The sequence below is a fragment of the Bartonella sp. AA18HLJMS genome (assembly GCF_042197245.1).
Classification (GTDB): domain Bacteria; phylum Pseudomonadota; class Alphaproteobacteria; order Rhizobiales; family Rhizobiaceae; genus Bartonella.
On record NZ_JBHIRP010000002.1, the window covers coordinates 81,752 to 108,148 of the forward strand.

A 26,397-nucleotide genomic window follows, 5' to 3' on the forward strand; every position below is an offset into this window, starting at 1 on the left:
AATGAAAATTAGCTTGCAAAAAAGAATGTCTCAAGCGGGATGTTCTAAATAGAATATCCCTAATAAAATATCATTGTGTTATACATTCACATATTTGTAAAAAAAACATTTCTCAATGTGTTTGAGCTAATTTCACGACCGGTATTTGATGCTATAATAGAAAGCTTCTGTGAACTATATAGGGCTTACTGTACACTACCATCTCTACGCTTATACAAGGTGCAAATAAAAAACATCATACTATTTTCCCCCAATTTTATGAAAATCCTTGCTTTGTTTTAAGAGGATTCATAAGAGGTATTTCACTCTTTTCTTCGATGTTTTCTATCCATACAGCATCTCTTCTAATAATACGCAAGAGAATGTTTTTTATTGTTTTAATATGAGGATATTGGAAATAAGGAGAATTCCACTGTATTTTGAGTTATAAATCAATACGTTATCTAATTACAAAAGACAAGTAAATACGTAAAAAGATAAGCTGAATTTTAAAACTATTAGACGAAATCTCAGACTTTTTAACGGCCTTCATAATACCACATGCTGCTCAACAGTAAAAGGCAAGCAAGCAGTGCAAAAAAACCAGAAAATATCGAAAAATAAAAGGTATTGATTAAACGGGTTTCTGTTGCTTCTTTCAGAACAATTGAATGTGCTGGGGAAGAGGACGGACTTGTTTTTGATTGAATCAGCTTAAATGGAGGAAGATGAAAGTTTTCTTTTCCTTCAGGGTGTAAACGTCCGATGTAGCCACCAGTGTGCTTAATAATGGGGGCTAGTTTTTCTTGTGTTGAAATCAAGTCAAACAACTCAAGATTATCGAGCATCCCTACAGAAGAAAGTATTGTTAAACCGCCATTTTTAATGTTAAAAATTCCTGTCTCATCAGTGGTCACAGTTGCAGTAAAAAGGCCTTCTTTCTCTTTGGTCAGAGTAATATTTTCTTTTTTTCCAGAGGGAAAGATTATTTCAGCGGGCTCTGGATGCTCTTTAAGGGTTTGGCGGCGAATTGTTAAATGATGATGGCTGCTGGTCGCACTTAATTTTTCTTCCTCAAGTTCTGGTTCTTTCATGAGCCAATGGGCAATACGACGATAAAGAGCAGCATAAGGACCACCGCCTTCGAAACCTCGTGCCCAAAGCCAACTTTCATCAGAGAGCAACATGCCTACACGTCCTTTATCAACATGCGAGAGAAGTAAAAGTGGTTGTTCATCCGCTCCTTTCATGAGGGCGATTCCGTTATTTATGTTTTGAATAGCAATTTGTCGCAACCATTGCCCCCATTGAGAAGCGGGAAGGTTAAGTGTTGCAAGCCCCCTTGTGACAGGATGGCGCTCACCTTCTTTGGTTAATGTGGGGCGAAAAGGTTTTTCAATAATAGTTCCATTGGGCAATGCCGGTAGAATGCTTATTAAAGGTGTTTTCGCAAGTGAGTTTTTTTGGGTAAACTCAGGTCCTGTTACCATCAACAATGCACCCCCCTTTTGTACATATTGGGCGATATAATCATAATAGATTAAGGGGAGAACAGTAGAGTGCTGGTAGCCATCAAGGATGATGAGATCAAAGTTATTAATTTCTTCAACAAAGAGTTTTCTTGTGGGAAAGACCACTAGGGATAATTGGCTTGAGGGCGTATTATCTGCTTTGGTGGGGGGACGCAAAATAGTAAAGTGAACAAGATCAATATTGGAGTCACCTTTCAAAAGGTCTCGCCATGTCCGTTCTCCATTATAAGGAGCACCTGAAATAAGAAGAACGCGTAAATTTTCTCTGATTCCTTCAATAATTGTTATGGCGCGGTTGTTTTCAAAGCTTAGTTCACCTTTGTGTGGATCAGTTATAACTTGGATAATATTTTTTTCAGCATGAGGAAGGGTAATTTCAGTTTGAAAAATCACGCCAGGAGTTACAGAATAATGGCCAATGTCTTGTCCATTGACGCTTAGTGTAATATTTGCTTTCTGTGATATTATTTTTTTGGCGGGGCCTTTATCTTCTACCAAAATGGAGAGCGTTTGTGGTTTGTTGACAAGGGCAAAGCGTGGAGGAGAAATAAACTTGATTTGGCGATCAAATTCATCTGAGTATCCTGTAATCAGGGCATTGAGAGGTGCTTCATGATGAAGGTCTGATAGGTCAGGGATGTCATGCACTTGTCCATCGGTGATAAAAATGGTTCCTGCATAACGAGAGAGCGGTACATCAGATACTGCTTGTGTTAAAGTCTCAAACAAATTCGTTGAGGGCGCATATTGATTATCAGCAAGTTTCCCAGCTTCAATAAAACGTGGTTCAAATTGTGGATAATGCGCCAGTGTTTCGACTAATTGCCTGCGCGCTTCATCACTATCATTTGTACGTGTTCCAAATGATTGGCTTTTGCTGCGGTCAATGACAATGCCTACTGTGCTTTTCAGTGGTTCGCGCTGTTCTTTTATGATCATTGGATTGAGCAAAGCAAGGATAAGGGCGCTTAATGCCATCAGACGAAATAAAGAACCTTGCCGTTGCGTAACAAGACTAACAACGACAAAAAGAATCGATATTCCGCTTAAGAGCAGAATCCAAAAGAGTGGTAAAAAAGGCTGAAAAGTGAAAAATGATATCATTGCCTTCTTTCTCTTTTAAAGCGTTCCAAGAGTGCTGGAACATGCACTTGATCCGCTTTATAGTTTCCTGTAAGCACATAAAGGACAATATTTAAACCTGCACGAAATGCCCATAGACGTTGCATTGGATCATTGGGAACAAGGGGATATTTCCATGCCCCTTTTTCATCAAGTGCCCAAGCCCCAGCAAAGTTATTTGCGGTGATGAGAAGGGAGCTTACGTTATCGCCGTTGGCAAGAGAGTTTTTATTTTTTTTGTTTGTTGATGAGGATTCAACCCATAAAGGTGAACCACGGTAGAGACCAGGAAAATCTGGCATAATATAAAAAGAACGTGCAACAACATGATCTGTTGATGCTGGCTCAATGGATGGAATATTTAACTCTTTTAAGATATCTCGTAATCTTTGCGTTTCTGGAGTAGCGTCTCCTTCAAGATTAAGATTGCTCTTTATCTGATCGCGCGTGTCAAATAAAATTGTTCCCCCATGTTTCATAAAGTTATTTATTTTTTCAAGGCTTTGGGGGGGTGGTATAGGACTCTTAACATCAATTGGCCAGTAAATAAGAGGATAAAAAGAGAGTTCATCTTTATCGAGATCAAGTGCTGTAACAGAGCCAAGGGTAAGCATTGTGCGCTCTGCGATAAATTGACTTAACGCTTCTAGACCACTTTTACTCGTTGTATCAATTTCATGATTATTGGTTATAACATAGGCAAGATGTGTTGCGCCAGCAGCTTGTACACTATCATGATGATTTTCTTTCGTTTGTGCATGAAGAGTTGGATCATATGAAAACAAGGCAATAAGACTTATAAAGGGGACGAGAAACATATTACGCCGTTTCATGAAAGAAAAAATATCTCCCATCCATAAAATGAGAAAATTGTCAAAGGCGAATAATAAGATGGCTAATCCTAAAAGTGGACCGATAAGATTTTTTTCTTTTGTATCGTAAGATAAAGGGCTTTTATTAAGAGAAGTTGGCAATGATGATTGTTTCATCAAGTGCGACGAATGAGTTAAGAGATTGAGTGCATAAAAATTGTTTTTGGCACCATAAAGTCCTGGGGGAGTATGGTAGGAAGGATGGGGTGGATTTTGAGAGTCAAAGATCAAAGGAACAACATCAGAGGGTGGTACTTGTAATTGTCCGTCAACGGCTATAGTTCGCCAAGGGTTTTGTATCACTGTTCTTTTTTCTCTGTGTGTTAGGTTTGTGTTTTCGTTAGAACCTAATGTGATTAATTTTTGCAGCATTTGTGCAAAAAAGCCAGAAAGAGGAAGGTTAGACCATGTTGGGTCAGGAGCAACATGAATGAGAATGAGGGTTCCTTTACCACGTTTTGCTGCGGTAACAAGAGGAGTTCCATCCGAAAGGCTAAGCCACGTTTTTTCAAAAAGATCTGGGGTTGGTTCTGCGAGGATTTGGCGCGAGACAGTAACATCTCCTGGAAAGGGAAGACCAAAGAAAAAGCTATTTTTTGCAAAAGGGGCAAGCTTTTGTGGTTTTGTCCAAGACATAATACTTCCAAGGGAACGTTGACCTGGGCGCAGTGGTATCGGAAGAAGGTTATCGTAATGTTCTGCGCTACTGAGTTTTTCTCCTGCAAAGCGGATGAGTGTTCCCCCTTTATTCACAAAATCAGAAAGTTTTTTTTCTGCTTTTGGGGGTATGTTAACAATGTCACCCGTAATCAAAACAGATGGATTTTGTTTAAGCAAATGATCAATATCCGTTGAAAGTTCTCTTCCACCGGCTGTTATAAGCTGTGTATGACCTTGTAAGGCTTTGATAATGTAATAAAATGGAGCAAGTAAAGGCTGTGCCATTTCATTGGTATCGGGTGAGAGAAGAGCAACACGGCTTATCCTGTTATGGCTATCTACCAAGAAGGTTGCAGCAGCATGGTTTTGATTGTTTATTTTTATCCAAGCGATATCATTGCGTAGTTCAAGTGGTACATTAAAAGGAACAAGTGCTGTTGTTTCTCCTTCAGAGAAATTGTTCGTAAATTGACCGAGAAGTTGATTATTTGAATCGTAAAGGCTGAGTATAGCGGGAGTATTACTGTGTGTTGTTGAGCGGATAATACGCGCGCCCATGTTTCCATTGTTATTTTCTATGGATGTTATGCCGGTTAAATCGGAAATATCAGTCAAATACCACAAGAAGTTTCTAGGTTTTAATTCTTCAAGAAGAGCAAAAGCTTGCTCATCTTCATTTGTTTGTAATCCATCACTTAAATAAGCAATATCAAGAGGTTTTCCTTTGGTTCTTTCGCTGAGTTTTTTGAAGGCATGCACACGGTTGACAGGCCAAGGACGCGGTTGCAAATGCATTAAATGCTGTTTTATAATCTTGGCTGGTTGGGGCTCTATATTGGAGATATTATTTTCAGCTGTTGCAACAAGATAAATATTTTTTTGCTGTTTTTCTGCCTGTGCAAGGAGCATTTCAGCGATAGAGATGCGCTGTTTCCATTCTTTTACAGAAACCCAACCATTATCAATAACGAGTGCAAGGGGTTGAGATCCGGAAAAGCTTATTGGTTTTTGATTCCAAGTGGGGCGTGCTAGAGCTATGATAACAAGTGCCGCTATGGTTAAACGCAACAAGAGCAACCACCAAGGTGTATGTTTTGCTGTTTCTTGTTGATGAGTTGGTTTGGGTAAGAAGCGAAAAGGGGGAAAAAGCTCTTTACGCGGAGATGGAGGAGTTATCCGTAACAGCCACCAAATGACCGGTAGGAACAAAAGCCCTAGTAACAGAAAGGGAGCAGCAAAACTCAAAGTGCCCTCCTTTTTTGCAATGGAGAGTCGCTCATTGTATTTGCAAGATGAAAAATGGTCTCTGTTAAAGGTTGATCTGTTGTACTAACGTGATAAGACCATCCTTGGCGTGCGCAAAAATTTACCAATTCTTGTCGCCTTGCGTGATATAGTTTACAATAGCTCTTACGAAGATCTTCTGCTTTAGTGGAAACATGTTTCTCTTTCGTTTCAGGATCCAAAAATTCTGTGTGACCTGTGTAGGGAAAGCTTTCTTCTGCGGGATCAGAAATTTCAATTAAATGCGCTGTCACTTGTTTTGTAGTTAAAACGGTTAAATATTGGATGATTTTTTCAGGATAGTCGAGAAAATCACTCATTATAATGACATGTGAAAAGCGTGTAATCGTTGAAAAATCCGGAAATAAATTTTCATCTGAATGATTTTCTAAAGCAAAGGCTATTCGTTCTACGACATTGGATGTCATTGTGGGGGACATTAAGTTAGGAATAGCAATATGTTCGCCACTGCGTGCAAGAAGGGATGCCAAGGTAAGGGTAAGAATAATGGCATGATTACCTTTAGAGATTTTAGAAAAGCGGGAACAGTAATGCATTGATGCGCTCTGATCAGGACAAAGCCAAACGGTTTGTGTCATTTGCCATTCGTGTTCACGGAGATACGTATTTTCATCACGCGCTGAGCGACGCCAATCAATGCGGGTAATGGATTCTCCTTCCATATAGGGACGAAATTGCCAAAAGTTTTCCCCATTACCGCTTTTACGTTGTCTATGCCACCCAGTTATCAATGTATTAGCGATATGACGCGCTTGTAAAAGGAAATATGGCATTTTGCCAGTATCCTTATGCAGTTCATTTGCCAGCGACAATGGAGGCTTTTGTAAAACTTTTTTGCCAAGTGCCATTCAAAGAGCATCTTTCACAAGGTTATTGATAATATCTTTTACGGTTATATCTTCAGCACGGGCAGAAAAATTAAGAGCCATGCGGTGTTGTAATACAGGATAGGCCAATGCTTCAACATCATCAAGTGAAGGGGCTAAGCGTCCATAATAAAGAGCACGGGCGCGAACACAAAGTGAAAGGGCTTGTGATGCCCGTGGACCAGGTCCCCAAGAAACATAAGTATTAGCAAGGCTATTGTCTTTATGAGGGCGAGATGAGCGGACAATTTTTAAAATAGCTTCGATCACACTTTCTGAAAGAGGCATTTTGCGAACGATATTTTGAATTTTTTGCAATTTTTTGCCGGATAAAATTGGTTTTGCATTTGATTTTTTTTCTTTTGTTGTTTCTAAAATAATCCGTCGCTCTGTTGTGAGGTCAGGATAGTCAATATCGATTTGCATCAAAAAGCGATCCAGTTGTGCTTCAGGAAGTGGATAGGTCCCTTCTTGTTCAAGAGGATTTTGCGTTGCAAGAACATGAAAAGGTTGTGGCAAATCATAACGGTTACCTGCAACAGTAACATGATATTCTTGCATAGCTTGTAAAAGGGCTGACTGTGTCCGTGGGGAAGCACGATTGATTTCATCGGCCATGAGAAGTTGCGTAAAAATAGGACCTTGAATGTACCGAAAAGAACGTTTACCGTCTTTATCGGAATCCATAATTTCAGAACCAATAATATCCGATGGCATTAAATCAGGAGTGAATTGGATGCGTTTTTCATCAAGCCCTAAGACTGTTCCCAATGTTTCAACAAGACGTGTTTTTGCAAGTCCTGGAGCACCGACAAGAAGGGCGTGACCACCAGCAAAAATAGCGATTAAAGCATATTCGATTACCTGATTTTGCCCAAAAATAACTTTGTCAATTTCTTTTTGTAAAATATCCAATTCTTTGTGTGCCGTATCAATATCATCAATAATGACTTGAGCTTCATGATTGATATTGACCTTTTTTATAGAATTGGATGATGGATCATGTTGACTCATATTTCTTCCTTAAGGCGTTTGTCGCAAAAATGGTAATTTTCTCTGCATGATAATGGATATCTTATTGTTTGTAACAGAAAATGAGAAGAAATGAAGTATCATATGCCGTTTTTTTTCATATTCATATAGAAGAGAAAAGTTTCTTTGGAAGAATAGACGTGCTTTATAAGGGATGTCTTAAAAAATTTGTTTTATGAAGAGAGTTTTTTAAAGCAATGAAGACAACTTTTTTGAAAGGTTAAAGGGTGAATATAAGACAGAACTTCAAACAGGTTGCGTGGTTACAACAAAGTGATATCCAAACACTTCTTCGTGTTTTGTCTGTGGAGGGGGAAGAGGCGCGTATTGTAGGGGGAGCAGTGCGCAATCAACTGCTAGGGCAGCCTATTAGTGATATTGATATTGCAACAACCTGTTTGCCGCAACAGGTTATTGCACGTGTAGAAGAAGCAGGATTTAAAGCTATTCCTACAGGGATTGCTTTTGGTACAATAACAGTAGTTGCTCATTCATGTTCTTATGAGGTTACAACGCTTCGCTGCGATATTGAAACAGATGGTCGTCATGCAAAAGTGGCATTTGGTCGTGATTGGAAAAAAGATGCTGAACGGCGAGATTTTACGATAAATGCGCTTTATTGTGATGCTGCTGGCAACCTTTATGATGATGTGGGAGGTTTGAGTGATATTGTTAGCCGAACAGTTCGTTTTATTGGGGTTGCAGAAGATCGTATTTGCGAAGATTATTTGCGTATTTTACGGTTTTTTCGCTTTTTTGCGTGGTATGGAGCAGGGCGACCTGATGTGCAAGGATTGAAGGCATGTGTTCGTTTAAAACATGGTTTAAAAAAACTTTCTTCTGAACGTATTTGGGCAGAAATGAAAAAGCTTCTTGCGGCGTTTGATCCAACGCGTGCTCTTTTATGGATGCGACAAAGCAGAATTTTGGCACTCATTTTTCCTGAAACAGAACGATGGGGCATTGATGCAATTCACGCATTGGTGAAGACAGAACAGGCTCTTGGTTGGAAAGTTGATCCATTGTTACGGCTAGAAAGCCTTCTTCCTCCTGATCCCATGCGTCTTCATGAAATGGCACAGCGCTTGCGTTTTTCTCTTAAGGAAACAACGCGATTAAAAGAATGGGCGGAGTTAGAAATAATAAACCAAAACTGTTCTGATCATTTTGTGCAAAAACTGATTTATTTTCATGGACGACAGCCAGTTTTAGATCAATTATCGTTGTCTGTCGCTGCATCACATCTTGATCATCTGGAAAAAAGTGATGCTTTGCAAAAAGCAGAGGGTTATGTCAAGCTTTATCAATTTGCCAAAAAATGGCAAATTCCAACTTTTCCCATTAATGGTAACGATTTAATAAAGAAAGGTTTTACGAAAGGTGTACTTTTAGGAAAAAAGCTTAAAGAGCTAGAAATGATATGGATTGAAAGCGGATTTTTAATGGATCGTCATGCACTATTAGAAAAAATTGATTTATAATATTTCTGTTTATAAACTCACTGTTGTTTATATTTTTTAAGTCAACATATTAATTTATAATAATCATTATTCATGTAAAATAAGAGTTCACAATATTGTAAGGTTATTTCAAACCTGTTCATATTACATCAATCAAAGTTATTGCCTTACACGTCACAAGTGAGGCAAAATGATTACAGAGAGGAAAAATGTCTCTTATGAATCATCTCAAAGATAAGGATTCTCGAAAATGAGAACGAATAAAGAGAATAGTGGTAGCGGTTTGCACCTTGTATGACCATAAAGAGGGGGATGTTCACTGGATTTTTACTATGAGGTGATATGAAATGGATGTGATGGGCACTAAGAAATGTTTATTTTAACAGCACTTAATGGTTGGAAAATGATAGGCATTATACGCTCTAACTGTTCTTTATATGTTGTATTATTGTTTTTCGTGATAATTTATGTTTTTATAGATTACAGTTTTTTTCATGATAACCAATTTGGCGTAATGCTTCTCCTGTTGTTATGGCTACGCTCATGGCGAGATTTAGAGAGCGTGCCTGTGGTTGCATGGGAATTTTCAATGTGTAATCGGCCGCTTCATGAACATAATTAGGAACGCCAGCTGTTTCACGACCAAAAAGTAAAACATCATTTCTTTGATAGCATATCTGCGTATAGCATGTTTTTGCTTTTGTACTTAAAAGCAATAGGCGGCGGTTAAAGTGTTTCATGGAGCTTATAAAATGTTGCCAATCAATGTGTCGTTCTAAGGAAGCATATTCGAGATAATCCAATCCTGCGCGTTTGAGATTACGATCCGACAGATTAAAGCCTGCAGGTTCAATAATGTGCACATGTAAACCAAAGCAAGCGCTAAGACGTAAAATCGTTCCAGTATTACCAGCAATATCAGGTTGGAAAAGAGCTATATGAAGTGTCATGTTCTCTGTAATATGATTTTTCTTTCGACTTTGTAAAGAAGCACCACAATTTATTCGAAAAATATGCTTTGAGAAATACATGTTTTTTATGGTTCATTTTTATTCCCTTTAAATTTCAGGGAAAAAGTTATGTATACAGGTCTGTTTGGGATCAGAGAGAAGCTCCCTATTAGGGACTTCCTTTTATTGAGCAATCCATGAAATGAATTGGCTCATTATGTTGAAAAGTGGGATATTTAATGAGGTTAGATCATCAATTTTAATTAAAATCAACAAAATATGCTTTTTATGCAAAAACAGAAGCGAAAAAAATACTCATGCAACCAGTTGGAATTGAGGGAGGGAGAGATGCTGTAAATGTGTTAAAGAAATAACCGATAAGCTCAACTTGTTTACTGAGATATGGTCATAACAAGACTATGTTTCTTTCTTTAGAAGTGTTTATTTACATGCTATCTCTGATTTTCACGGGCGGGGGAGTAATTTTGATTGATTAATATGAATAGGTTTGAAATGAAAAAACCTTACGGTGTTTAGGGATTTCATTCACTCTGTAAAACGATGAATTATCATTATAAAACAGTTTTTTGTATAAACCATACAAATGGCAGGAGTTTTTTACGGGGATGTTTTTATGGTTGAGGTAACGGAGTGATCAAGCATTGTACAATGGGAGAGGGTATGGTAAAAGAATATTTTAGCAAAGTGTCTCTTTAAGTTAAGTCCATGGGTGAGCAAACGAGGCGGGATTTTCTGTTTTTGGTAACAGCTGTTGCAGGAGCAGTTGGAATGGGAGCGGTTGTGTGGCCTTTTATCCGTCAGTTGCGTCCAGATGAAGCTGTTTTGGCATCTTCCTCTGTTGAGGTTGATCTTTCTGGTATTGAAGAGGGGATGTCAGTAACGGTAAAGTGGCGAGGACAGCCTGTTGTTATTCGAAATCGTACGGCAAAAGAAATTGCTGATGCGCGCGCTACTGAATTGAGACTTCTAAAAGATCGTCAAGCGCGCAATCCTAATCTTGAAGGTGAAAAGGAAGCAACAGATTTTGCGCGTTCAGCAGGTAAAGGACGTGAAAATTGGCTTATTGTTATTAATCTTTGTACGCATCTAGGCTGTGTAACACTTGGGCAATCGGGTAAATTTGGAGGATGGTTGTGCCCCTGTCATGGGTCTGTTTATGATACTGCTGGAAGAGTGCGGTCAGGTCCAGCTAACTATAATTTGACTATTCCACCTTACCAATTTCTTTCTGATACTTTGCTCAAAATAGGATAAAGTCATGATAAGGTTTCCTCCTTATTGTCCTAAAAGTGCTCTTGCCCGTTGGTTTGATAAGCGTTTTCCTCTTCCTCGTTTTTTTTATAATGCATTTGTGATTTTTCCTGTTCCGCGTAATCTTAATTACTTTTACACATTTGGCGGTATTTTAACCATTATGCTTTTATCACAGCTCTTGACTGGTATTGTCTTGGCTATGCATTATGTTCCGGATATTCATTTGGCTTTTGAAACTAGTGAACGATTTCGGCGTGAAGGGCAGTTTGGTTGGCTTTTTCGTCCATGGCATTGTGTAGGCTCTTCGTTTTTTTTTATTGCTGTTTATATCCATTTAGCACGTGGACTTTATTATGGTTCTTATAAAAATATGCGAGAAATGGTATGGGTTACAGGTATTTTTATTTATATCATCATGATGGCAATAGCATTTTTGGGTTATGTGCTTGTTTGGGGGATGATGTCTATTTCAGCGGCTTCAGTGATTGCAGGGCTTTTAAAAACGATACCTTTGGTGGGGACATGGTTGCATGAGACACTTCTGGGTGGTTATGTCGTAGGACAACCAACGTTGAATCGTTTTTATGTTTTCCATTATGTTTTATCATTTGTTTTGCTTCTTTTTGTGGGGCTGCATATTTGGGCAATTCATTGTGTTGGGCAAGGCAATCCAACAGGTCTTGCTATACAATCAGATAAGGAAACGGTTCCATTTTCGCCTTATGCGCTTATCAAAGATATTCTTGCTATTACTGTTTTTCTCATCTTCTTTGCCTGGTTTTTGTTTTATATGCCCGATTATATGGGGCAGGCTGAAAATTATAGTGTGGCAGATCCTTTAAAGGCACCTCTTCGTGTGGTTCCAGAATGGTATTTTTTGCCTTTTTATGCGATGCTTCGTGCTATAACTTTTGATATCGGTATTTTCTCTTCAAACTTTGTTGGCTTTGTTTTATTCGTCAGTTCGATTTGCGTTTTAATTTTTGTGCCATGGTTAGACCGCTCTAAAATATGTTCAGCAAGATATCGACCTATTTATAAAATTTTCTTTTGGGCGTTGGTTATTGATGTCGTTTTTCTTGGTTGGTTGGGGTCAAGAGAAATAAGTGACAAAATTCTTTTATGGACACAATTGGCTACGGTTTATTATTTTATATTTTTTTTGGTTATTTTGCCGATTTTGCCAGCGTTTGAAAAAAATTGTTCTCTTCCTTCTTCAATTATGCAAGATTTAAAACAGAAAAAAAAGAGACTATGGTAAATGTTTTTGTTGGGTTGGTTGTTATTGTTGCTATGAGTTTTTCTGCTCAGAGTTTAGCGAGTGATGCCTCTGATCAGGAAGAGGGATTTATTTCCTTTCCTTTACAGATTCCTAAAAAACAAGAATGGAGTTTTTCAGGTCCATTTGGGCTTTATGATAAGGCGCAATTGAGGCGTGGATTAAAGGTTTATAAACAAGTTTGTTCCAGCTGCCATGGGCTAAAATATGTGGCTTTTCGTAATTTAAAAGATCTTGGGTATGATCAAGAACAGATAAAAGCTTTGGCGGGGCAATATGAAGTGTGCGATGGTCCTAATCGAGAAGGAAAATTTTTTAAACGTGCTGGGGTTGCAACGGATTATTTTCCTTCTCCCTTTTCACATGAAGAAGAAGCAAGATTTATTTTGAATAGTGCTTATCCTCCAGATTTGACATTGATGGCACGTGCACGTGGGGTATCTTTGCCGTTTCCTGCTTTAATTACTGATGCATTGACTCATTATGATACAGCTGGTCCAGATTATATTACAGCTCTTTTAACAGGATATCAGAAGGCACCGAAGGAGATAAAAATTTTGAATGGTTATTGGTACAATCCTTATTTTATTGCCGGTAATTCTTTAACTATGGCTCCTCCTTTGAGTGATGGTATGGTTACTTATGAAGATGGAACCCCAGAAATCATTGAACATTATGCGCGCGATGTTTCTGCTTTTTTGATGTGGGCTGCCGATCCTCATATGGAAATTCGTAAAAAAACCGGTTTTCGTGTTATTTTATTTTTAATCATTTTTGCAGGGTTTGTTTATATTTTAAAAAATCGTATTTGGTGTCGTTTAGAAGAAGAATTAGAGAAAGAAATAAAAGACGAAATAAAGAGAAAAGGGTAAAGTGATAAGGCTCAAAAGAGTATAGAGTATAAAGAGCATAAGGAACAAATCTTTTTATGATGCATTGAGGTTTTATAAAGTAAAAGCAAAGTAAAAATGGAGATGTTAAAATGAAAAAAATTGCATGTACTACTCTTATGTCAATTTTGATGGTTTCTAGTACTTATGCTCAGTCTTTTGAAGTGCCTTCAAAACCTGAAATGATTTCTTCGACGGGTATTGTACAGGTGGGGATAGATAAGTCTGTGCGTTATGTGACACCTTTAGCAACGGATTTTGTTGCTTCCAGTCTTATAGGCGCCAATGTATATAATATAGAAGATGAAAATATTGGTGAAGTAAAAGATATTATTTTGCGTGAAAATAATATTGCAGGATTTGTTATTGCTGTTGGTGGTTTTCTTGGCATAGGCGAGAGTTATGTGGTCGTTTCTCCAGAAACAATCCAGATGACAAATGATTATGGTAAATGGAAACTCATTACAAATGCGACAAAAGATTCTTTAAAGAACGCTCCAACATTTAAATACGAAGGGCGTTGGACACGCTAATTTTATATTTCTATTCTTTAATGGACCAAGCTGTTGCTATCACAATCATATGCTAGCAACAGTTTTTTTGTTCTAAAAACTCTTGAGAATTTTTGCGACAAGATTCCAAGGAGCTATTACCAAAGTTTTCAAGATAAACTATTAAGACAGAGTGAAGATTTAAGTATTATGTTTAAATAACATGATATCGCCATCTTGCACAATGTATTCCTTTCCTTCATCGCGGGCTTTTCCTGCTTCCTTTGCACCGCTTTCTCCACCCAGAGCAATATAGTCATTATAGCTGATGGTTTGGGCACGAATGAAACCGCGCTCAAAATCTGAATGAATAACACCAGCTGCTTGGGGAGCTTTTGTACCACGCGTAATTGTCCATGCTCGTGTTTCCTTAGGCCCACAGGTGAAGTAAGTAATGAGATCAAGTAAATGGTAACCAGCGCGAATGAGGCGATTGAGACTCGGTTCAAAGAGTCCTAGCGCATTGAGATATTCTGATGCTTCAGCATCACTCAGTTGTGTAATTTCCGCTTCGATAGAAGCAGAAATGATAATGCTTTGCGCATTTTGCTCTGTTGCCATTTTTTCAACTGTTTGGGTAAAGCTATTTCCACGAGCGGCGTCATTTTCGCTTACATTACAAACATAAAGTACAGGCTTGGAGGTTAAAAGATTCAAACTCTTAAGAATGTGGTGTTCATCGGAAGAAATATCTTTGAGTAATAACCGGACAGGGTTTCCCTGTTGCAGTATGTTTAATGCTTTTTCCATAATAGGTAAAATTGTGAGAGCTTCTTTGTCTTTTCCGGTTGCTCGTTTACGGATTTGTATGATTCGTCTCTCAAGACTTTCAAGATCCGCAAGCATGAGTTCGGTTTCAACCGTTGTCGCATCACAAAAAGGATCAATACGTCCCTCTACATGGGTAATATCTTCATTTTGAAAACAGCGTAAAACGTGGACAATGGCATCGACTTCGCGAATATTGGCTAAAAACTTGTTTCCTAAACCTTCGCCTTTTGAAGCTCCTCGCACAAGCCCCGCAATATCGACGAAGTTAATGCGTGTAGGAATCATTTCTTTTGAACCAGCGATTGATGCAATTTTTTCCATTCGTAAATCTGGAACAGCAACTTCTCCGGTATTGGGTTCAATGGTACAAAAAGGATAATTGGCAGCCTGTGCAGTGGCTGTTTTTGTTAATGCATTAAAAAGAGTTGATTTCCCGACATTAGGTAATCCGACAATACCGCATTTAAAGCCCATGAGAGTCTTTCTTTTCTATTAATTTTATGGTCAAGATAAAGCTTCCTTTTTATAGCATATTTTCAGAAGAGTTATAGTCCTGGTCTTGCGATAAGTGAGAAAAAAGTCTAAAGCAATAGGTATCTACTTTTTTACCTTAGTTCTTCTTACCTTATTGTTCTCCTTAGTTACAAGGATAAGAAAACTTCGAATTAATGTTAATATTGTGCTAAGTTTTTCATGGTATGCAAATCTGCATAAATAATTAATCGGAGAAAATAGAAGAGTGTTATCTCGTTGTGCCTTTTTAATTGCAGCACTTTTGGCTTTGGCTGGATGTGCTACACGTCAGTCAGATATGTCATCGGTACCTTTTCAACAAGTTCGATACATTCCACCAGAAATACAGGCTTTGTATGGTCCTGTAACGAATGAGACCTATTCGTTACCTGCTGTTGATCTTGCGACAATTGATCCAAAATATTGGCGACAAGAGGTGATTTATTATACATCTTATGCGCCTGGAACATTGGTTATAGATACGCAAGAGTGTTTTCTTTACCTTATTGGTGAAAATGGAAAAGCTTTGCGTTATGGGATTGGTGTCGGTAAAGAAGGCCTAGCATTTGAAGGTGAGGGGGTTATACAGCGCAAGCGTCGGTGGCCAAATTGGGCTCCTACTGCAGCTATGATGGCTCGAGAACCAGAACGTTATGGTCATCTTGGGAAAGGAATGCCACCAGGGCCCGATAATCCATTAGGTGCGCGGGCACTTTATTTGTTCAAAAATGGGAAAGATACACTTTTCCGTATTCATGGCTCACACGAATCGTGGTCAATTGGGCGTGCTATTTCAAGTGGGTGTATCCGTTTGCTTAATCAAGATATTATCGATCTTTATGATCGTGTTCCTATTGGTTCGCGTGTTGTGGTATTGCAAAACAATAGGAGTATTCCTACAGTTTATAGTCAACAATCAAATGGTTACGATCCGCTACAGTCGACCATTCAGCCAAATGATTTTTTTTAATTTAGGGGAGAAGATTGGAGAGAGCTGTGTTTGCTGTTCAATCTTCTCTTTCTCTCAAAAGAGAATATAAGCCTTTCTTTTTCAAAGGTGTATACAAGCTTGTATTCTGTTCTATTTTCTAGCTTCTCACGTTGCCAACAGATTTTGCCTTTGAGAAAGTTTATAAGAGGATTTTTTTAAGAGTTCTTATTCATATTCTTCACGCGACAGGGGCACGCAAGCTAATGGTTCTGATTGTGTTTTATCGTTTGTAAAACTTCATTCATAAAGAGGGATTTATCATCTTTTATAAGGAGAGCGATATTTTTTGCGATTGTCTCTAAGAGAGGGGATAACCATTCTTGATCAGATTTGGTAAAATTTCCCAGGACATGCTGATGAACAAGTTCTTTGCTTCCAGGATGACCAATTCCTATGCGTATACGACAATAGTCAGTACCACAATGGGCATCAATAGACTTAATGCCATTATGCCCATTATTTCCTCCACCAATTTTTATACGAACTTTCCCCGGTGACAGGTCTAGCTCATCATAAATGATGATCAAATTCTTTAAATCTAATTTATAAAATCGCAAAGCTTCACCGATAGCTTGACCAGAAAGATTCATGAAAGTTTGTGGTTTTATAAGAGAAATTTTCTCATTATTTATGAAACCATTGGAGATTTCTGCTTGAAACTTCTTTGACCATGGAGAAAAAGAGAAGGACTGATAAATGGCATCAACAGCCATAAAACCGATATTATGGCGGTTATTTTGATATTGTAAACCAGGATTGCCAAGACCAGCAATAAGCCACATGTGTATCTTCAGTCAAAGTATGAGTAAGGGTAGTGTCTCATAAATTAAGGCGGAAAAAATTCCCGCCTTTTGAGTTTTATGAAGTTTCCGTGTCTTCTTCATCATTTTCTTGTTCAGAAGTTTTATCGCTGACATCCATGCCAGCAGGAGCTGCAATGGTTGCAATGGTAAAGTCTCGATCTTGGATGATGGGAGTCACATCTTTTGGCAGTTGCACTGCTGAAATGTGAATAGAATCACCAATAGAGTAGCTGGAGAGATCAATTTCAATAGCTTCAGGAATAGCACTTGCTGGAGCTGTACATTCAATTTCGTGCCGAACAATATTGAGGACACCACCCTTTTTAAGTCCAGGTGCCGTATCTTCATTGAGGAAGTGGACAGGAATATTCACTTCTACAACGGATTTTGCTGAAATGCGCAAAAAGTCTACATGGAGGGGAAAGTCACGCACGGGATCTAATTGATAATCTTTTGGCAAAACCATAATTTTTTGCTTGTCAAGAATAATCGTTGCAATGGTGGTGCGAAAGCCACCAGCGTGAATTTTGTAGAAAATTTCTTTATAGGGAACTGTTATTGCCAAAGGAGGTTGTTTTTCACCATAAATGACAGCAGGAATAAGACCGTTGCGGCGAAGTTCACGGGAGGACCCCTTACCAACCCGCTCGCGTTTTTCGGCCTTAAGAGTGTAGCTTTTGCTCATAATTTAAGTCCTTTTTACATGATTGGAGATCCTTCAAAAACAGTAATAGTTTTTGCATGGATATGAAGATATGCGCTAACCAACAGCGATCACTCCATTCTGCGTTGCCTCCAAGGGTGTCTACGCAGAAGTTTGTTCTATAGTTCAAACTATTCACAGATGCAAGAGTTGTGGGAAAATTCGATGATTTCTACCGTTAAAAAAGAGGAAATGTTACAAACTGCGGTGCGGATGGAGAATCAACCAATAGACGCTGATATATTTAAAATCAAACACTGGAGATGTTATGAAGGTTGAAATTGCCTTGGGTGAGATGTCAGAAAGTCGTGCTTTGCATAAAGCGATGCTGGCACTTCTTGATTTGGAAGAATTATTGGCGACACGTCTTCTTGTACAAGGTAATTCCGGTTCCGGAAAATCACATCTTTTACGCCGTCTTTTGGAACAAAGTGCTAAGTGGGTGCAGCACTGTGTGATTGATCCAGAAGGCGATTTTATAACTTTGGCCGATAAATTTGGTCATGTTATTGTAGAGGCTCAACGAAGCGAATTGGAGTTAACGCGTATTGCCCATCGCATTCGGCAACATCGGGTTTCGGTGGTATTTAATCTTGAAGGGTTGGAGATTGAACAACAGATGCGTGCTGTGGGGGCTTTTCTTGGGGCCTTGTTTGATGTGGAGCGTGATTATTGGTATCCTATGCTTATCGTTGTCGATGAAGCACAATTATTTGCTCCAACTGCGGCAGGAGAAGTTTCCGATGAAGCGCGTAAAATTTCTTTGAGCGCTATGACCAATCTTATGTGTCGAGGACGTAAACGTGGTCTTGCCGGTGTTATTGCAACACAACGTTTGGCTAAGCTTGCCAAAAATGTTGCTGCTGAAGCTTCAAATTTTTTAATAGGGCGGACTTTTTTAGATATTGACATGGTGCGTGCGGCTGATCTTTTGGGAATGGAGCGTCGTCAAGCGGAAATGTTTAGAGATCTTGAGCGGGGACATTTTATTGCTTTAGGCCCTGCTTTGTCACGACGCCCTTTACCAATTATCATTGGTTCTGTTGAAACTTTAGCACGCTCTTCTAGCCCTAAATTAATGCCTCTTCCAACAGAACGGGATGATGTACAAGAACTCGTTTTTACGGCATCACCAGAGGAGATTTTAACGCCATTTAAACAAATACGAGAGCCAGTGAGAGAAAAATCAATGCATGAAATGTTAGAGGAGGTGGTGCATAAAAAACAAGAGGCGTTGGAAGAACCCCTAAGTTTATTTCCTGAACTTTCTAATGTTGAGCTTGATCATCAAGCAGAACATATTATTCGGGAAATTCTTGAAGATCCTGAGGCTTTTTATCGTTCAACAGCGGTGCTTTATCAAGATTTTTCGGTTCGTTGCCGTATCCATGGTATGTCACAGGTTCCTTTTAATCTTTCACAGTTTCGGCGTAAGCTGGCGATTGCTCAAGCTTTTGTTGATGAACAAACAGCTGTGAGTGAACACTGGAAACATATTTTGCAGATATCAGAAAGTTTAGAAGATGATGTTCAAGGAGTCTTCTTGAATGTGGCACAGGCCGCATTGAGCGGAAAACCATGCCCATCCGATGCATTTTTAGCCCGTCTTTATGGAACGCATTCTTTAAGCCGTGCCCGCCGGCTTTTAACCTATTTTGAAGAGCGCGGACTTATTGTTATTCATTCGCATTTTAATGGTCAACGCATTGTTGCATTTCCTGATCTTGGTGTCGAAACGGCACCAGGAGATCCCAAAGAACCACTTTAACCAAATAAGCTTGAGACAGATTGTTCTGCCGCTGTTCTGGCGATGGCTTCTCCAATGAGATCAGCAATGGGCAAAACACGGATATTATGGGCTTTCTCAATAGTTTCTGTTGGCATAATTGAATCTGTAATAACCAATTCTTTCATTTCTGAATTGGTTATGCGTTCAATCGCATTACCAGAAAGAACACCGTGCGTGATATAAGCTGTGACACTATTGGCACCGTGTTTCAGCAGAGCACTGGCTGCATTGCACAAAGTTCCACCGGAATCAACAATATCATCCAGCAAAAGGCAATCTTTTCCCGATACATCTCCAATGATATTCATAACTTCTGATTCACCGGGGCTTTCGCGACGTTTATCCACAATAGCGAGCAAACTGTTCAAGCGCTTGGCGAGCGCGCGCGCGCGCACCACACCACCCACATCAGGTGAAACAACGATAACATTTTCAAGAGAATAATGCACTTTGACATCGCGAGAAATGACAGGAACAGCATAGAGATTATCCGTAGGGATATCAAAAAAACCTTGAATTTGTCCTGCATGAAGGTCCAATGTTAAAACACGATGGGCCCCTGCTTCAGTAATTAGGTTGGCAACAAGTTTTGCAGAAATAGGAGTTCGTGGTCCTGGTTTTCTATCTTGGCGGGCATAGCCAAAATAGGGGATAACAGCTGTAATACGACGCGCAGAAGAACGACGAAGGGCATCAATCATGATGAGTAATTCCATCAAATGATCATTTGCGGGATAGGATGTAGATTGCAAAACAAAAACATCTTGTCCACGTACATTTTCATGCAGTTCTACGAAAATTTCTTGATCAGCAAAGCGCTTTACAGTCGCTTTGCCTAAGGGGATGTTCAAATAATTTGCAACATCTTCAGCTAGGCGTGGATTAGAATTTCCGCAGAAAAGTTTCATAGTAGAACCTCTGAATCATCATGGTGGGAATGCGACACGGTTTTTAATTTCTTTTTATTAAATTGCAAGAGAACAATTACAAAAGCCTTACAATTTTATCGATTATTATTAAAGAGCTATGCAGTATGTTTTCTCTTTTTCCAAAAGTTTATTACTTTTAGAGCAAAGTTTTTTCTCCATGCGGCAAAGAAATACATATTGATTAAGCTTTTTGGTTATTACTTTATAAAAATACTTTCAATATGGGGAATGTTTCATATTTAAGATGAATGAAGGGGAGTAATAAAAAGAAGTATCATCTTGCCTTCAATCATTATAACCAAACATTGAAAATGATCATAGCGAAGGCTATCATATTTTATGGGCTGGTAGATAATTTCGTGAAAAAAGCAAAGTACAATGGGATTTATTTTTACATTTGGGTAAAAAGCTTAGTTTTGCAGTTTTGGTATTGTTCTCAAGCATAAAGAGGCTCATCTTTTGTTTTTCAGCATAACAGCAGAAATCTGCCGTCCGTAATCGGGTTCGTTGCGGTGTATTGCACGGCGATAGGAGAAAAAACGCTGTTCATCTTGATAGGTACAAAGCTCTACACAAGAAGCATTAACACCTGCTTCTTTGAGTTGGTTTATAATAAATGCCCATAGATTAAAATAAAAGCGATTTATTTTGTCTGTTTTTAAAAAATATTTTTGGTATTTGCTGTGGTAATCAATAAATTGGTCGTAAAATTCATTTGTTACTTCATAGTGATAAGGGCCAATACAAGGTCCAAGGACTGCTGTTATTGATTGTCTTTTGGCTCCTTGTTTTTCCATAACAGCAATTGTTTTCTCGATAATTCCATTTAAGCTTCCACGCCAGCCAGCATGAGTTGCAGCGATGACTCCAGCTTGTGGATCAGCAAACAGAATGGGTCCGCAATCTGCTGTAAGAACCCCAATAACGAGTTCTGGGGTGGTCGTAACCAGAGCATCAGCTTGAGGAGGTGCACCGATAATTGCTTGATGAGCTACGACAACGTTACAGGAGTGTATTTGATTAACTGTGACTAAATTTTGCGCTTCAATAGAAAAATAATTGGCAATCAAAAGACGATTCTGTACAATATATTCAAGTTGATCATTTGAACCTTTCCCAACATTAAGACTATGATAAAGATTTTTTGAAACACCACCTTGACGTGTAAAAAATCCATGTTTTATTCCATGGGAGTGTAAAGTAGAAAGATTTTTTGCAAGAATGGGATGAGGGATAGATTTCATAAAAGTTCCTTATGGAGATTATTTAAAGTGAGGATGGAGATGTTCATATTTGTCAATGAATATTTCAGATAATGATGTGCTTATTGACAAAAGCGCCGATCATTAAAATTGGGGAGGTATGGAGATATTTTTATCACTGAAATGTAAAACTTTAAATAATTTTCCCATCTGATCTGGACTAGCGAGCCGTTCGATGTCTTGGCGGATTTTGTCTTGCAAAGGAGCACTTTTGCCAACTCCAAGCTGGTTTGCGCGCTCCAGTAGCCCCATTTTAAAAAGAAAATCTCCTTGCTCGAAGATTTCAGCAAAACAGCCCTGTTCAAGAGCTATGTTTTTTAAAAAAGAAAAATCAACATGGGATGTTAAATCATGTTCACCAGGGGCATCAAAAACATCACGAAATCTATGTTTTGAGAGTGCTTGCAAGGTATCGCCAAAGGCAAGCTCACAAGCACCATAGTCGATAAGTAAAGCAGAACCTGTCACTTGCACTAAATGGTGGCTGATTTGTTGCATGAATTGATGCCGTAAGGGGGCATGTTCAAAAATTGTTCCGTCAGGCACTTTAGAACAATAGGTTTGTAGACAAGAAGAGGGAAGTTTATGCGGAGCAGCAATAAAGATGAAATCTCCATTTTGATTGACTGTAATGCGGCGCTCTTTCCATTCTCCATTGACTTTAATATATTGGTTGATAGGGAGTGTATCGAGAAATTCATTAGCAATGAGGAAGAGAGGTTTTGAAGGAATTTGATTAAAATTTTCAATGCTATGGATTTGTTTTTGATAAGAGAAAAGGCATTTTTTTTGTTCTTTTGCAAGTTTTTTGCTTATTTCGATCAGAAAAATTTCAGCAGCATTAAATGCCGTTTGAGAGAGCTTTTGGATAGTTCGCAAAATGTCATCCATCAAAGTTCCTCGTCCTGGACCTATTTCAGCGAGAATAAAAGGGTGAGGGCACCCTTGAGCTTTCCAGCTTGCAAGAGTCCAAATGCCAATCATCTCTCCAAATAATTGGCTTATTTCAGGTGCTGTAATGAAATCACCAGCATGTCCAAAAGGGGTTTGTGTGTGATAATAACCAAATTGGGGATCGGTGAGTGCCAACGTCATATATTGGCTAACAGTGATTGGTCCATTAAGGACAATAATTTCTTTAATTTTTTCTTTGAGATTGGCCATTTTCTGTCGGTTTATATTTAAAGGCGTGGAGAAGAAGATAAAACCCTACAAGAAGCATGGGAAGAGATAAAGCCATGCCATAGGTAAAACCAGTAGAATGGAAAAGAGTCGAAAACCATTCTGGATCTTCTTGAGGCGCACGGTAAATTTCAGAAATGCTGCGTGTTACTGCGTAGCCTATAATAAATGTTCCTGATACAGTACTGGGACGCTTTAATGCTTTGAACCCAAAAATAAGAAGACACAGGATGATGAAGAGAAGAAATCCTTCCATAAATGCTTCGTAAAGCTGGCTTGGATGGCGCGGTAAATAGTAAGGATCGAGAGGAAAACAAACAGCCCAAGGATGTGTAGTGATATTGCCCCATAACTCTTGGTTGATGAAGTTGCAGATTCGTACAATGCCGATACCAATAGGCGCACCTGCAGCAATGATATCAAACATGGCTCGTATGTTAATATAATTTTTACGGGCAAACCAAATCATAGCAATGATAATACCAATAAGTCCGCCATGAAAGGACATTCCCCCATCCCATACGGCAATAATAGCACTTGGATGGTTAAAATAGTAAATGGGATCCCATACAAGAACTTGTCCTAAACGCCCTCCGATAACAACACTTATGGCAGACCAGACAACAAAATCTCCGATCTTTTCTTTATCCATAGGAGGGTGGTCTCTATACCATAGAGATGTTTTTTTTAATAATTTTTGCGCATACCACCAAGCAAAAAGAATACCCAGTACGTAACCAAGTCCATACCAATGAAGTGCTATGGGACCTAGCTGGATAATGACAGGATCAAGGAAAGACGGAAAAGCAATGGCTGGACAAGACAGATTGTTCATGAGTTAAGCATTTTACATTATACGAGATGAATATGAAGTGACTCTGATGGTCAGAAATGACAGATGAATGCACAATGGTCAAGTCAGTAGGGAGGCTAGTCAGAAAGGGAGATAGATTTCCACTGATTTATCGCGGTAAAAAATATGGTGATAAAGGAATATTAAAAAATCTTAAACAAAATCGTTATGATAAAGTCTACATAGTATGTAAAATATAGAGTAAAAGGAACAAATTACAGTATCTAAATGTTATGAGAATACGCTATAATGCGTGCGTCAATAATTAAAATTTAAGGAAAAATGTTATGCGTAATGGATCAAATCGTATTCTTGATGAATTAGCAAAATTAGCAACGGATGCTGCTGACGTTGCGCAAGGCATACGACGTGAAGCTGGAACAGCTTTTCGTGTGCAGGCTGAAAAGATAGCAAACAAACTTGATCTTGTTTCTCGCGAAGAGTTTGAGACTTTTAAGGAGATGGTGCTGAAAATCCATGCTGATAATGCTGATTTGAAAAGGCGCCTTGATGATTTAAAAAAAGATGATTAAAAAAACGCAGACACAAAAAAGTAAAATAGTTTCTTAAAAAAAGAATCTTCAAAAAATATCCCCAATTTTTCAATATGATGCGTGAAACTAAAAAATGCTTAATCTTGAGTCTGTTAGAGCGGATCATTTGTTTATTTTTGATTTTTTTTTTTGGTAAAATACATTTTTTTGAATCAGGGGGGCTGGCGCTATGAAATTGTATCAATACACTGAAAAGACTTGATGATTCGTTTTATGACTATCAGGTTGCCCTAAACAGCGCGATTGTGTTCTGGGTGTTTGTGTACTGTCGATGTTTTTATGTGTATTTGTTTGGTGTAAAGGTTCTGATTGTAGCAAAATATTGTTACAGTTTAGACGGTTTATATTCTGTTGACAATGTTTTAAGATGATTGAGGATTGTGATGAGGCTTGCATTTTGCGCCACAGAAAGAAAAGAGCACCCTGTTGACTTTATCGAACAGATTGCCTGTGAATATGATTGGTCGTTTGAGCGGGATGCACAAGATGAAATTAGCGTTTGTGTGGAAGGAAAACGCGCAAACTATCGTCTTGCTTTTTCATGGATGGAAGAGCATGAAGCACTTCATTTAGCTTGTTCGTTTGATCTCTCTACTAAAAATGCTCGAACAGCTGAAATACAGCGCTTATTGCTAGCAATTAATGAAAAGTTGTTGTTGGGACATTTTGATTACTGGCAAAGGAATAATTCAGTCATTTATCGACAAGGTCTTCTTTTGGCTGGTGGGATGCATCCATCTCATATACAGGTTGAAACATTGTTGATACATGCACTTAAAGCTTGTGAAAGCCATTATGTTGCATTTCAGATGGTTGCTTTGTCGGGAGAAAGTGCTTACAAAGCACTGCAATACACTTTGTTTGAAACTGTAGGGAATGCCTAAAATATACAGTCTGTTATTTTTACAGACGGTTTGCGGAAATATTGCTCATAGGGGGACATCAAGAATAGCGCGCACTCCCCCGAGTGGGCTTTCATCTAATTGTATATTGCCACCATGGCTGCGTGCTATGTCTTGAGCAATAGAAAGACCAAGTCCTGTTCCACTTGCATCTTGATTTCGCGCTTTATCAAGTCGAAAGAATGGCTTAAAAACTTCTGTGCGCATATTTTTATGAATTCCAGGTCCATTATCATCGATTATCAATATAAAAGATTCTTGTTGAGAGTTAGCGGTTAGTTTAACAGTCGTGCCGTAACAAAATGCATTTGTTACAAGATTGCTGACTAAGCGTGTGAAAGCACGGGGACGTACTTGTATTTCTGTAGGACCTTCAATGGTGTAAGAAAATTGACGTTTGTGAAGACGAGCATCGGTGGAGAATTTTTGCATAAGAGCATTTAAATCAAAAGTCTTGATACTTTCACTTCCTTCACCACGAGCAAAAGAAAGATAATCTTCTAACATATTTTGCATGTCACTTACATCTTGCTCAAGCGGTTTAATATCAAAGTCAGTATTTACTAATGCCAGCTGAAGTTTAAAGCGTGTAAGAATGGTTCTTAAATCATGACTTACTCCTGAGAGCATCATGGTACGTTGTTCAATTTGGCGTTCAATACGTTCACGCATGCGTAAAAAAGCGATGCCTGCACGACGGACTTCATCAGCTCCTTGTGGTTGAAATCCTTTTGGTAAAGGACGACCGCGTCCAAAGCTTTCTGCTGCTTCAGCCAATTGTTGAATCGGTTTGATTTGATTGCGTAAAAAGTAAATTGCTATCAGCAATAAAACAAGAGCTGTTCCTACCATCCAGCTTAAAAAAATAGCAGTATTGGAAGCATAGGCTTGGCTGCGTGGAGCAAAGACGCGTAAAATGTTGTGACCAAGGTGGATACGGATTTCAACAAGATCAGAATCTCCTACGGTATCGATCCAGAAGGGACGGTTAATTTGGCGGGTGATTTCTTCACTTAAAAAATAGTCAAGAATTGCAAAAAATGGCTTAGGTCCTGGAGGGGGTAAGGAGGTAGGAGATAGAATAGAAATATTTAATCCCATACGTTGTTGTGCAATACGCTTGATATCTTCATAGTTATCTTGTTGGGGATATGTTTCAAGAATATCAATAATGGCTGAAATATCATGCACGACAGCCGTTGAAAGACGCTCCGTTACCATTTGCCAATGGCGTTCCATAAAGACATAAGCAATCACCGTTTGCAGAAGCACCATGGGAGCAATGATAATGATCAAAGAGCGAGCATAAAGCCGTTTAGGCATTTTTTTCGTTAACCATCGAAGAAAAAATCTTAAAGGTTTGATCATTCTT

At 38.7% G+C, this 26,397-nt stretch carries 22 protein-coding genes; 9 read left to right on the forward strand and 13 right to left on the reverse strand.

What is annotated here, in order from left to right; translation table 11 throughout:
* Nucleotides 1-518 precede the first annotated feature (518 nt).
* Genes ACFINW_RS02130 through ACFINW_RS02145 form a run of 4 tightly spaced genes read right to left on the reverse strand, consistent with a single transcriptional unit; the run spans nt 519 to nt 7,350 of the window.
* Complete coding sequence (locus ACFINW_RS02130) at nt 519-2,615, reverse strand: glutamine amidotransferase (protein ID WP_375640244.1); 2,097 nt, start codon at nt 2,613-2,615, stop codon at nt 519-521.
* On the reverse strand, nt 2,612-5,410 hold the full coding sequence (locus tag ACFINW_RS02135; RefSeq protein WP_375640240.1) for a DUF4159 domain-containing protein: 2,799 nt from the start codon (nt 5,408-5,410) through the stop codon (nt 2,612-2,614). Before ACFINW_RS02135 ends, ACFINW_RS02130 begins: the two co-directional genes overlap by 4 nt.
* Nucleotides 5,407-6,318 (reverse strand): DUF58 domain-containing protein, encoded by a 912-nt coding sequence (locus tag ACFINW_RS02140; RefSeq protein ID WP_375629434.1) that lies wholly within the window; start codon nt 6,316-6,318, stop codon nt 5,407-5,409. The genes ACFINW_RS02135 and ACFINW_RS02140 overlap by 4 nt, the downstream gene beginning before the upstream one ends.
* Nucleotides 6,319-7,350: an AAA family ATPase gene (locus ACFINW_RS02145; RefSeq protein ID WP_375612988.1), complete on the reverse strand. Its 1,032-nt coding sequence runs from the start codon at nt 7,348-7,350 to the stop codon at nt 6,319-6,321.
* A 245-nt stretch (nt 7,351-7,595) separates the two neighbouring features.
* Here ACFINW_RS02145 and ACFINW_RS02150 point away from each other — a divergent pair, with 245 nt between their 5' ends.
* Nucleotides 7,596-8,849, forward strand: coding sequence for a CCA tRNA nucleotidyltransferase (locus ACFINW_RS02150; RefSeq protein ID WP_375629431.1), 1,254 nt, complete (start codon nt 7,596-7,598; stop codon nt 8,847-8,849).
* 452 nt (nt 8,850-9,301) lie between these two features.
* Here the strand turns inward: ACFINW_RS02150 and ACFINW_RS02155 are convergent, their stop codons facing one another.
* On the reverse strand, nt 9,302-9,778 hold the full coding sequence (locus ACFINW_RS02155) for a tRNA (cytidine(34)-2'-O)-methyltransferase (protein ID WP_375620690.1): 477 nt from the start codon (nt 9,776-9,778) through the stop codon (nt 9,302-9,304).
* 726 nt (nt 9,779-10,504) lie between these two features.
* Here ACFINW_RS02155 and petA point away from each other — a divergent pair.
* From petA to ACFINW_RS02175, 4 genes are all read left to right on the forward strand, one after another.
* On the forward strand, nt 10,505-11,053 hold the full coding sequence (gene petA, locus ACFINW_RS02160; RefSeq protein WP_375620691.1) for a ubiquinol-cytochrome c reductase iron-sulfur subunit: 549 nt from the start codon (nt 10,505-10,507) through the stop codon (nt 11,051-11,053).
* A 4-nt stretch (nt 11,054-11,057) separates the two neighbouring features.
* On the forward strand, nt 11,058-12,314 hold the full coding sequence (locus ACFINW_RS02165) for a cytochrome bc complex cytochrome b subunit (RefSeq protein WP_375620692.1): 1,257 nt from the start codon (nt 11,058-11,060) through the stop codon (nt 12,312-12,314).
* Nucleotides 12,308-13,204 (forward strand): cytochrome c1, encoded by an 897-nt coding sequence (locus tag ACFINW_RS02170; RefSeq protein WP_375620693.1) that lies wholly within the window; start codon nt 12,308-12,310, stop codon nt 13,202-13,204. The genes ACFINW_RS02165 and ACFINW_RS02170 overlap by 7 nt, the downstream gene beginning before the upstream one ends.
* A 110-nt stretch (nt 13,205-13,314) precedes the next feature.
* Nucleotides 13,315-13,755 carry a PRC-barrel domain-containing protein gene (locus ACFINW_RS02175; RefSeq protein ID WP_375611176.1) on the forward strand — a complete coding sequence of 147 codons (441 nt, stop codon included), beginning with the start codon at nt 13,315-13,317 and terminating at the stop codon, nt 13,753-13,755.
* Between the two features lie 159 nt (nt 13,756-13,914).
* Here the strand turns inward: ACFINW_RS02175 and ychF are convergent, their stop codons facing one another.
* Nucleotides 13,915-15,018, reverse strand: a complete 1,104-nt coding sequence (gene ychF, locus ACFINW_RS02180; protein WP_375636229.1) for a redox-regulated ATPase YchF — start codon at nt 15,016-15,018, stop codon at nt 13,915-13,917.
* 265 nt (nt 15,019-15,283) lie between these two features.
* On the opposite strand from ychF, the gene ACFINW_RS02185 reads away from it, so the two are divergent.
* Nucleotides 15,284-16,027, forward strand: a complete 744-nt coding sequence (locus ACFINW_RS02185) for a L,D-transpeptidase (RefSeq protein WP_375611178.1) — start codon at nt 15,284-15,286, stop codon at nt 16,025-16,027.
* A gap of 221 nt (nt 16,028-16,248) precedes the next feature.
* On the opposite strand, the gene pth is transcribed toward ACFINW_RS02185, so the two are convergent.
* Together pth and ACFINW_RS02195 are read right to left on the reverse strand one after the other, a co-directional pair.
* Nucleotides 16,249-16,830, reverse strand: a complete 582-nt coding sequence (pth, locus tag ACFINW_RS02190; protein ID WP_375640229.1) for an aminoacyl-tRNA hydrolase — start codon at nt 16,828-16,830, stop codon at nt 16,249-16,251.
* 76 nt (nt 16,831-16,906) lie between these two features.
* The gene (locus ACFINW_RS02195; protein WP_375640224.1) at nt 16,907-17,536 is read right to left on the reverse strand and encodes a 50S ribosomal protein L25/general stress protein Ctc; all 630 of its coding nucleotides are present in this window, start codon (nt 17,534-17,536) and stop codon (nt 16,907-16,909) included.
* A gap of 286 nt (nt 17,537-17,822) precedes the next feature.
* Here ACFINW_RS02195 and ACFINW_RS02200 point away from each other — a divergent pair, with 286 nt between their 5' ends.
* A complete protein-coding gene (locus ACFINW_RS02200; protein ID WP_375673732.1) occupies nt 17,823-19,322 on the forward strand; it encodes a helicase HerA domain-containing protein in 1,500 nt (499 codons plus the stop codon).
* On the opposite strand, the gene ACFINW_RS02205 is transcribed toward ACFINW_RS02200, so the two are convergent.
* From ACFINW_RS02205 to lgt, 4 genes are all read right to left on the reverse strand, one after another.
* A complete protein-coding gene (locus ACFINW_RS02205; protein ID WP_375673734.1) occupies nt 19,319-20,251 on the reverse strand; it encodes a ribose-phosphate pyrophosphokinase in 933 nt (310 codons plus the stop codon). The genes ACFINW_RS02200 and ACFINW_RS02205 overlap by 4 nt on opposite strands.
* Before the next feature lie 473 nt (nt 20,252-20,724).
* Nucleotides 20,725-21,516, reverse strand: a complete 792-nt coding sequence (gene pgeF / locus ACFINW_RS02210) for a peptidoglycan editing factor PgeF (RefSeq protein WP_375640214.1) — start codon at nt 21,514-21,516, stop codon at nt 20,725-20,727.
* Nucleotides 21,517-21,618: 102 nt separating this feature from the next.
* Complete coding sequence (locus ACFINW_RS02215) at nt 21,619-22,698, reverse strand: class I SAM-dependent methyltransferase (RefSeq protein WP_375673736.1); 1,080 nt, start codon at nt 22,696-22,698, stop codon at nt 21,619-21,621.
* Nucleotides 22,673-23,551 carry a prolipoprotein diacylglyceryl transferase gene (gene lgt, locus ACFINW_RS02220; RefSeq protein ID WP_375629411.1) on the reverse strand — a complete coding sequence of 293 codons (879 nt, stop codon included), beginning with the start codon at nt 23,549-23,551 and terminating at the stop codon, nt 22,673-22,675. The genes ACFINW_RS02215 and lgt overlap by 26 nt, the downstream gene beginning before the upstream one ends.
* A 305-nt stretch (nt 23,552-23,856) precedes the next feature.
* Between lgt and ACFINW_RS02225 the strand changes: the two genes are divergently transcribed.
* Nucleotides 23,857-24,102 (forward strand): accessory factor UbiK family protein, encoded by a 246-nt coding sequence (locus ACFINW_RS02225; RefSeq protein ID WP_273791228.1) that lies wholly within the window; start codon nt 23,857-23,859, stop codon nt 24,100-24,102.
* A gap of 404 nt (nt 24,103-24,506) precedes the next feature.
* Nucleotides 24,507-25,007, forward strand: a complete 501-nt coding sequence (locus tag ACFINW_RS02230) for a YbjN domain-containing protein (protein ID WP_375629408.1) — start codon at nt 24,507-24,509, stop codon at nt 25,005-25,007.
* Nucleotides 25,008-25,052: 45 nt separating this feature from the next.
* On the opposite strand, the gene ACFINW_RS02235 is transcribed toward ACFINW_RS02230, so the two are convergent.
* Nucleotides 25,053-26,393, reverse strand: coding sequence for an ATP-binding protein (locus ACFINW_RS02235; RefSeq protein ID WP_375673738.1), 1,341 nt, complete (start codon nt 26,391-26,393; stop codon nt 25,053-25,055).
* Between the last annotated feature and the right edge of the window lie 4 nt (nt 26,394-26,397).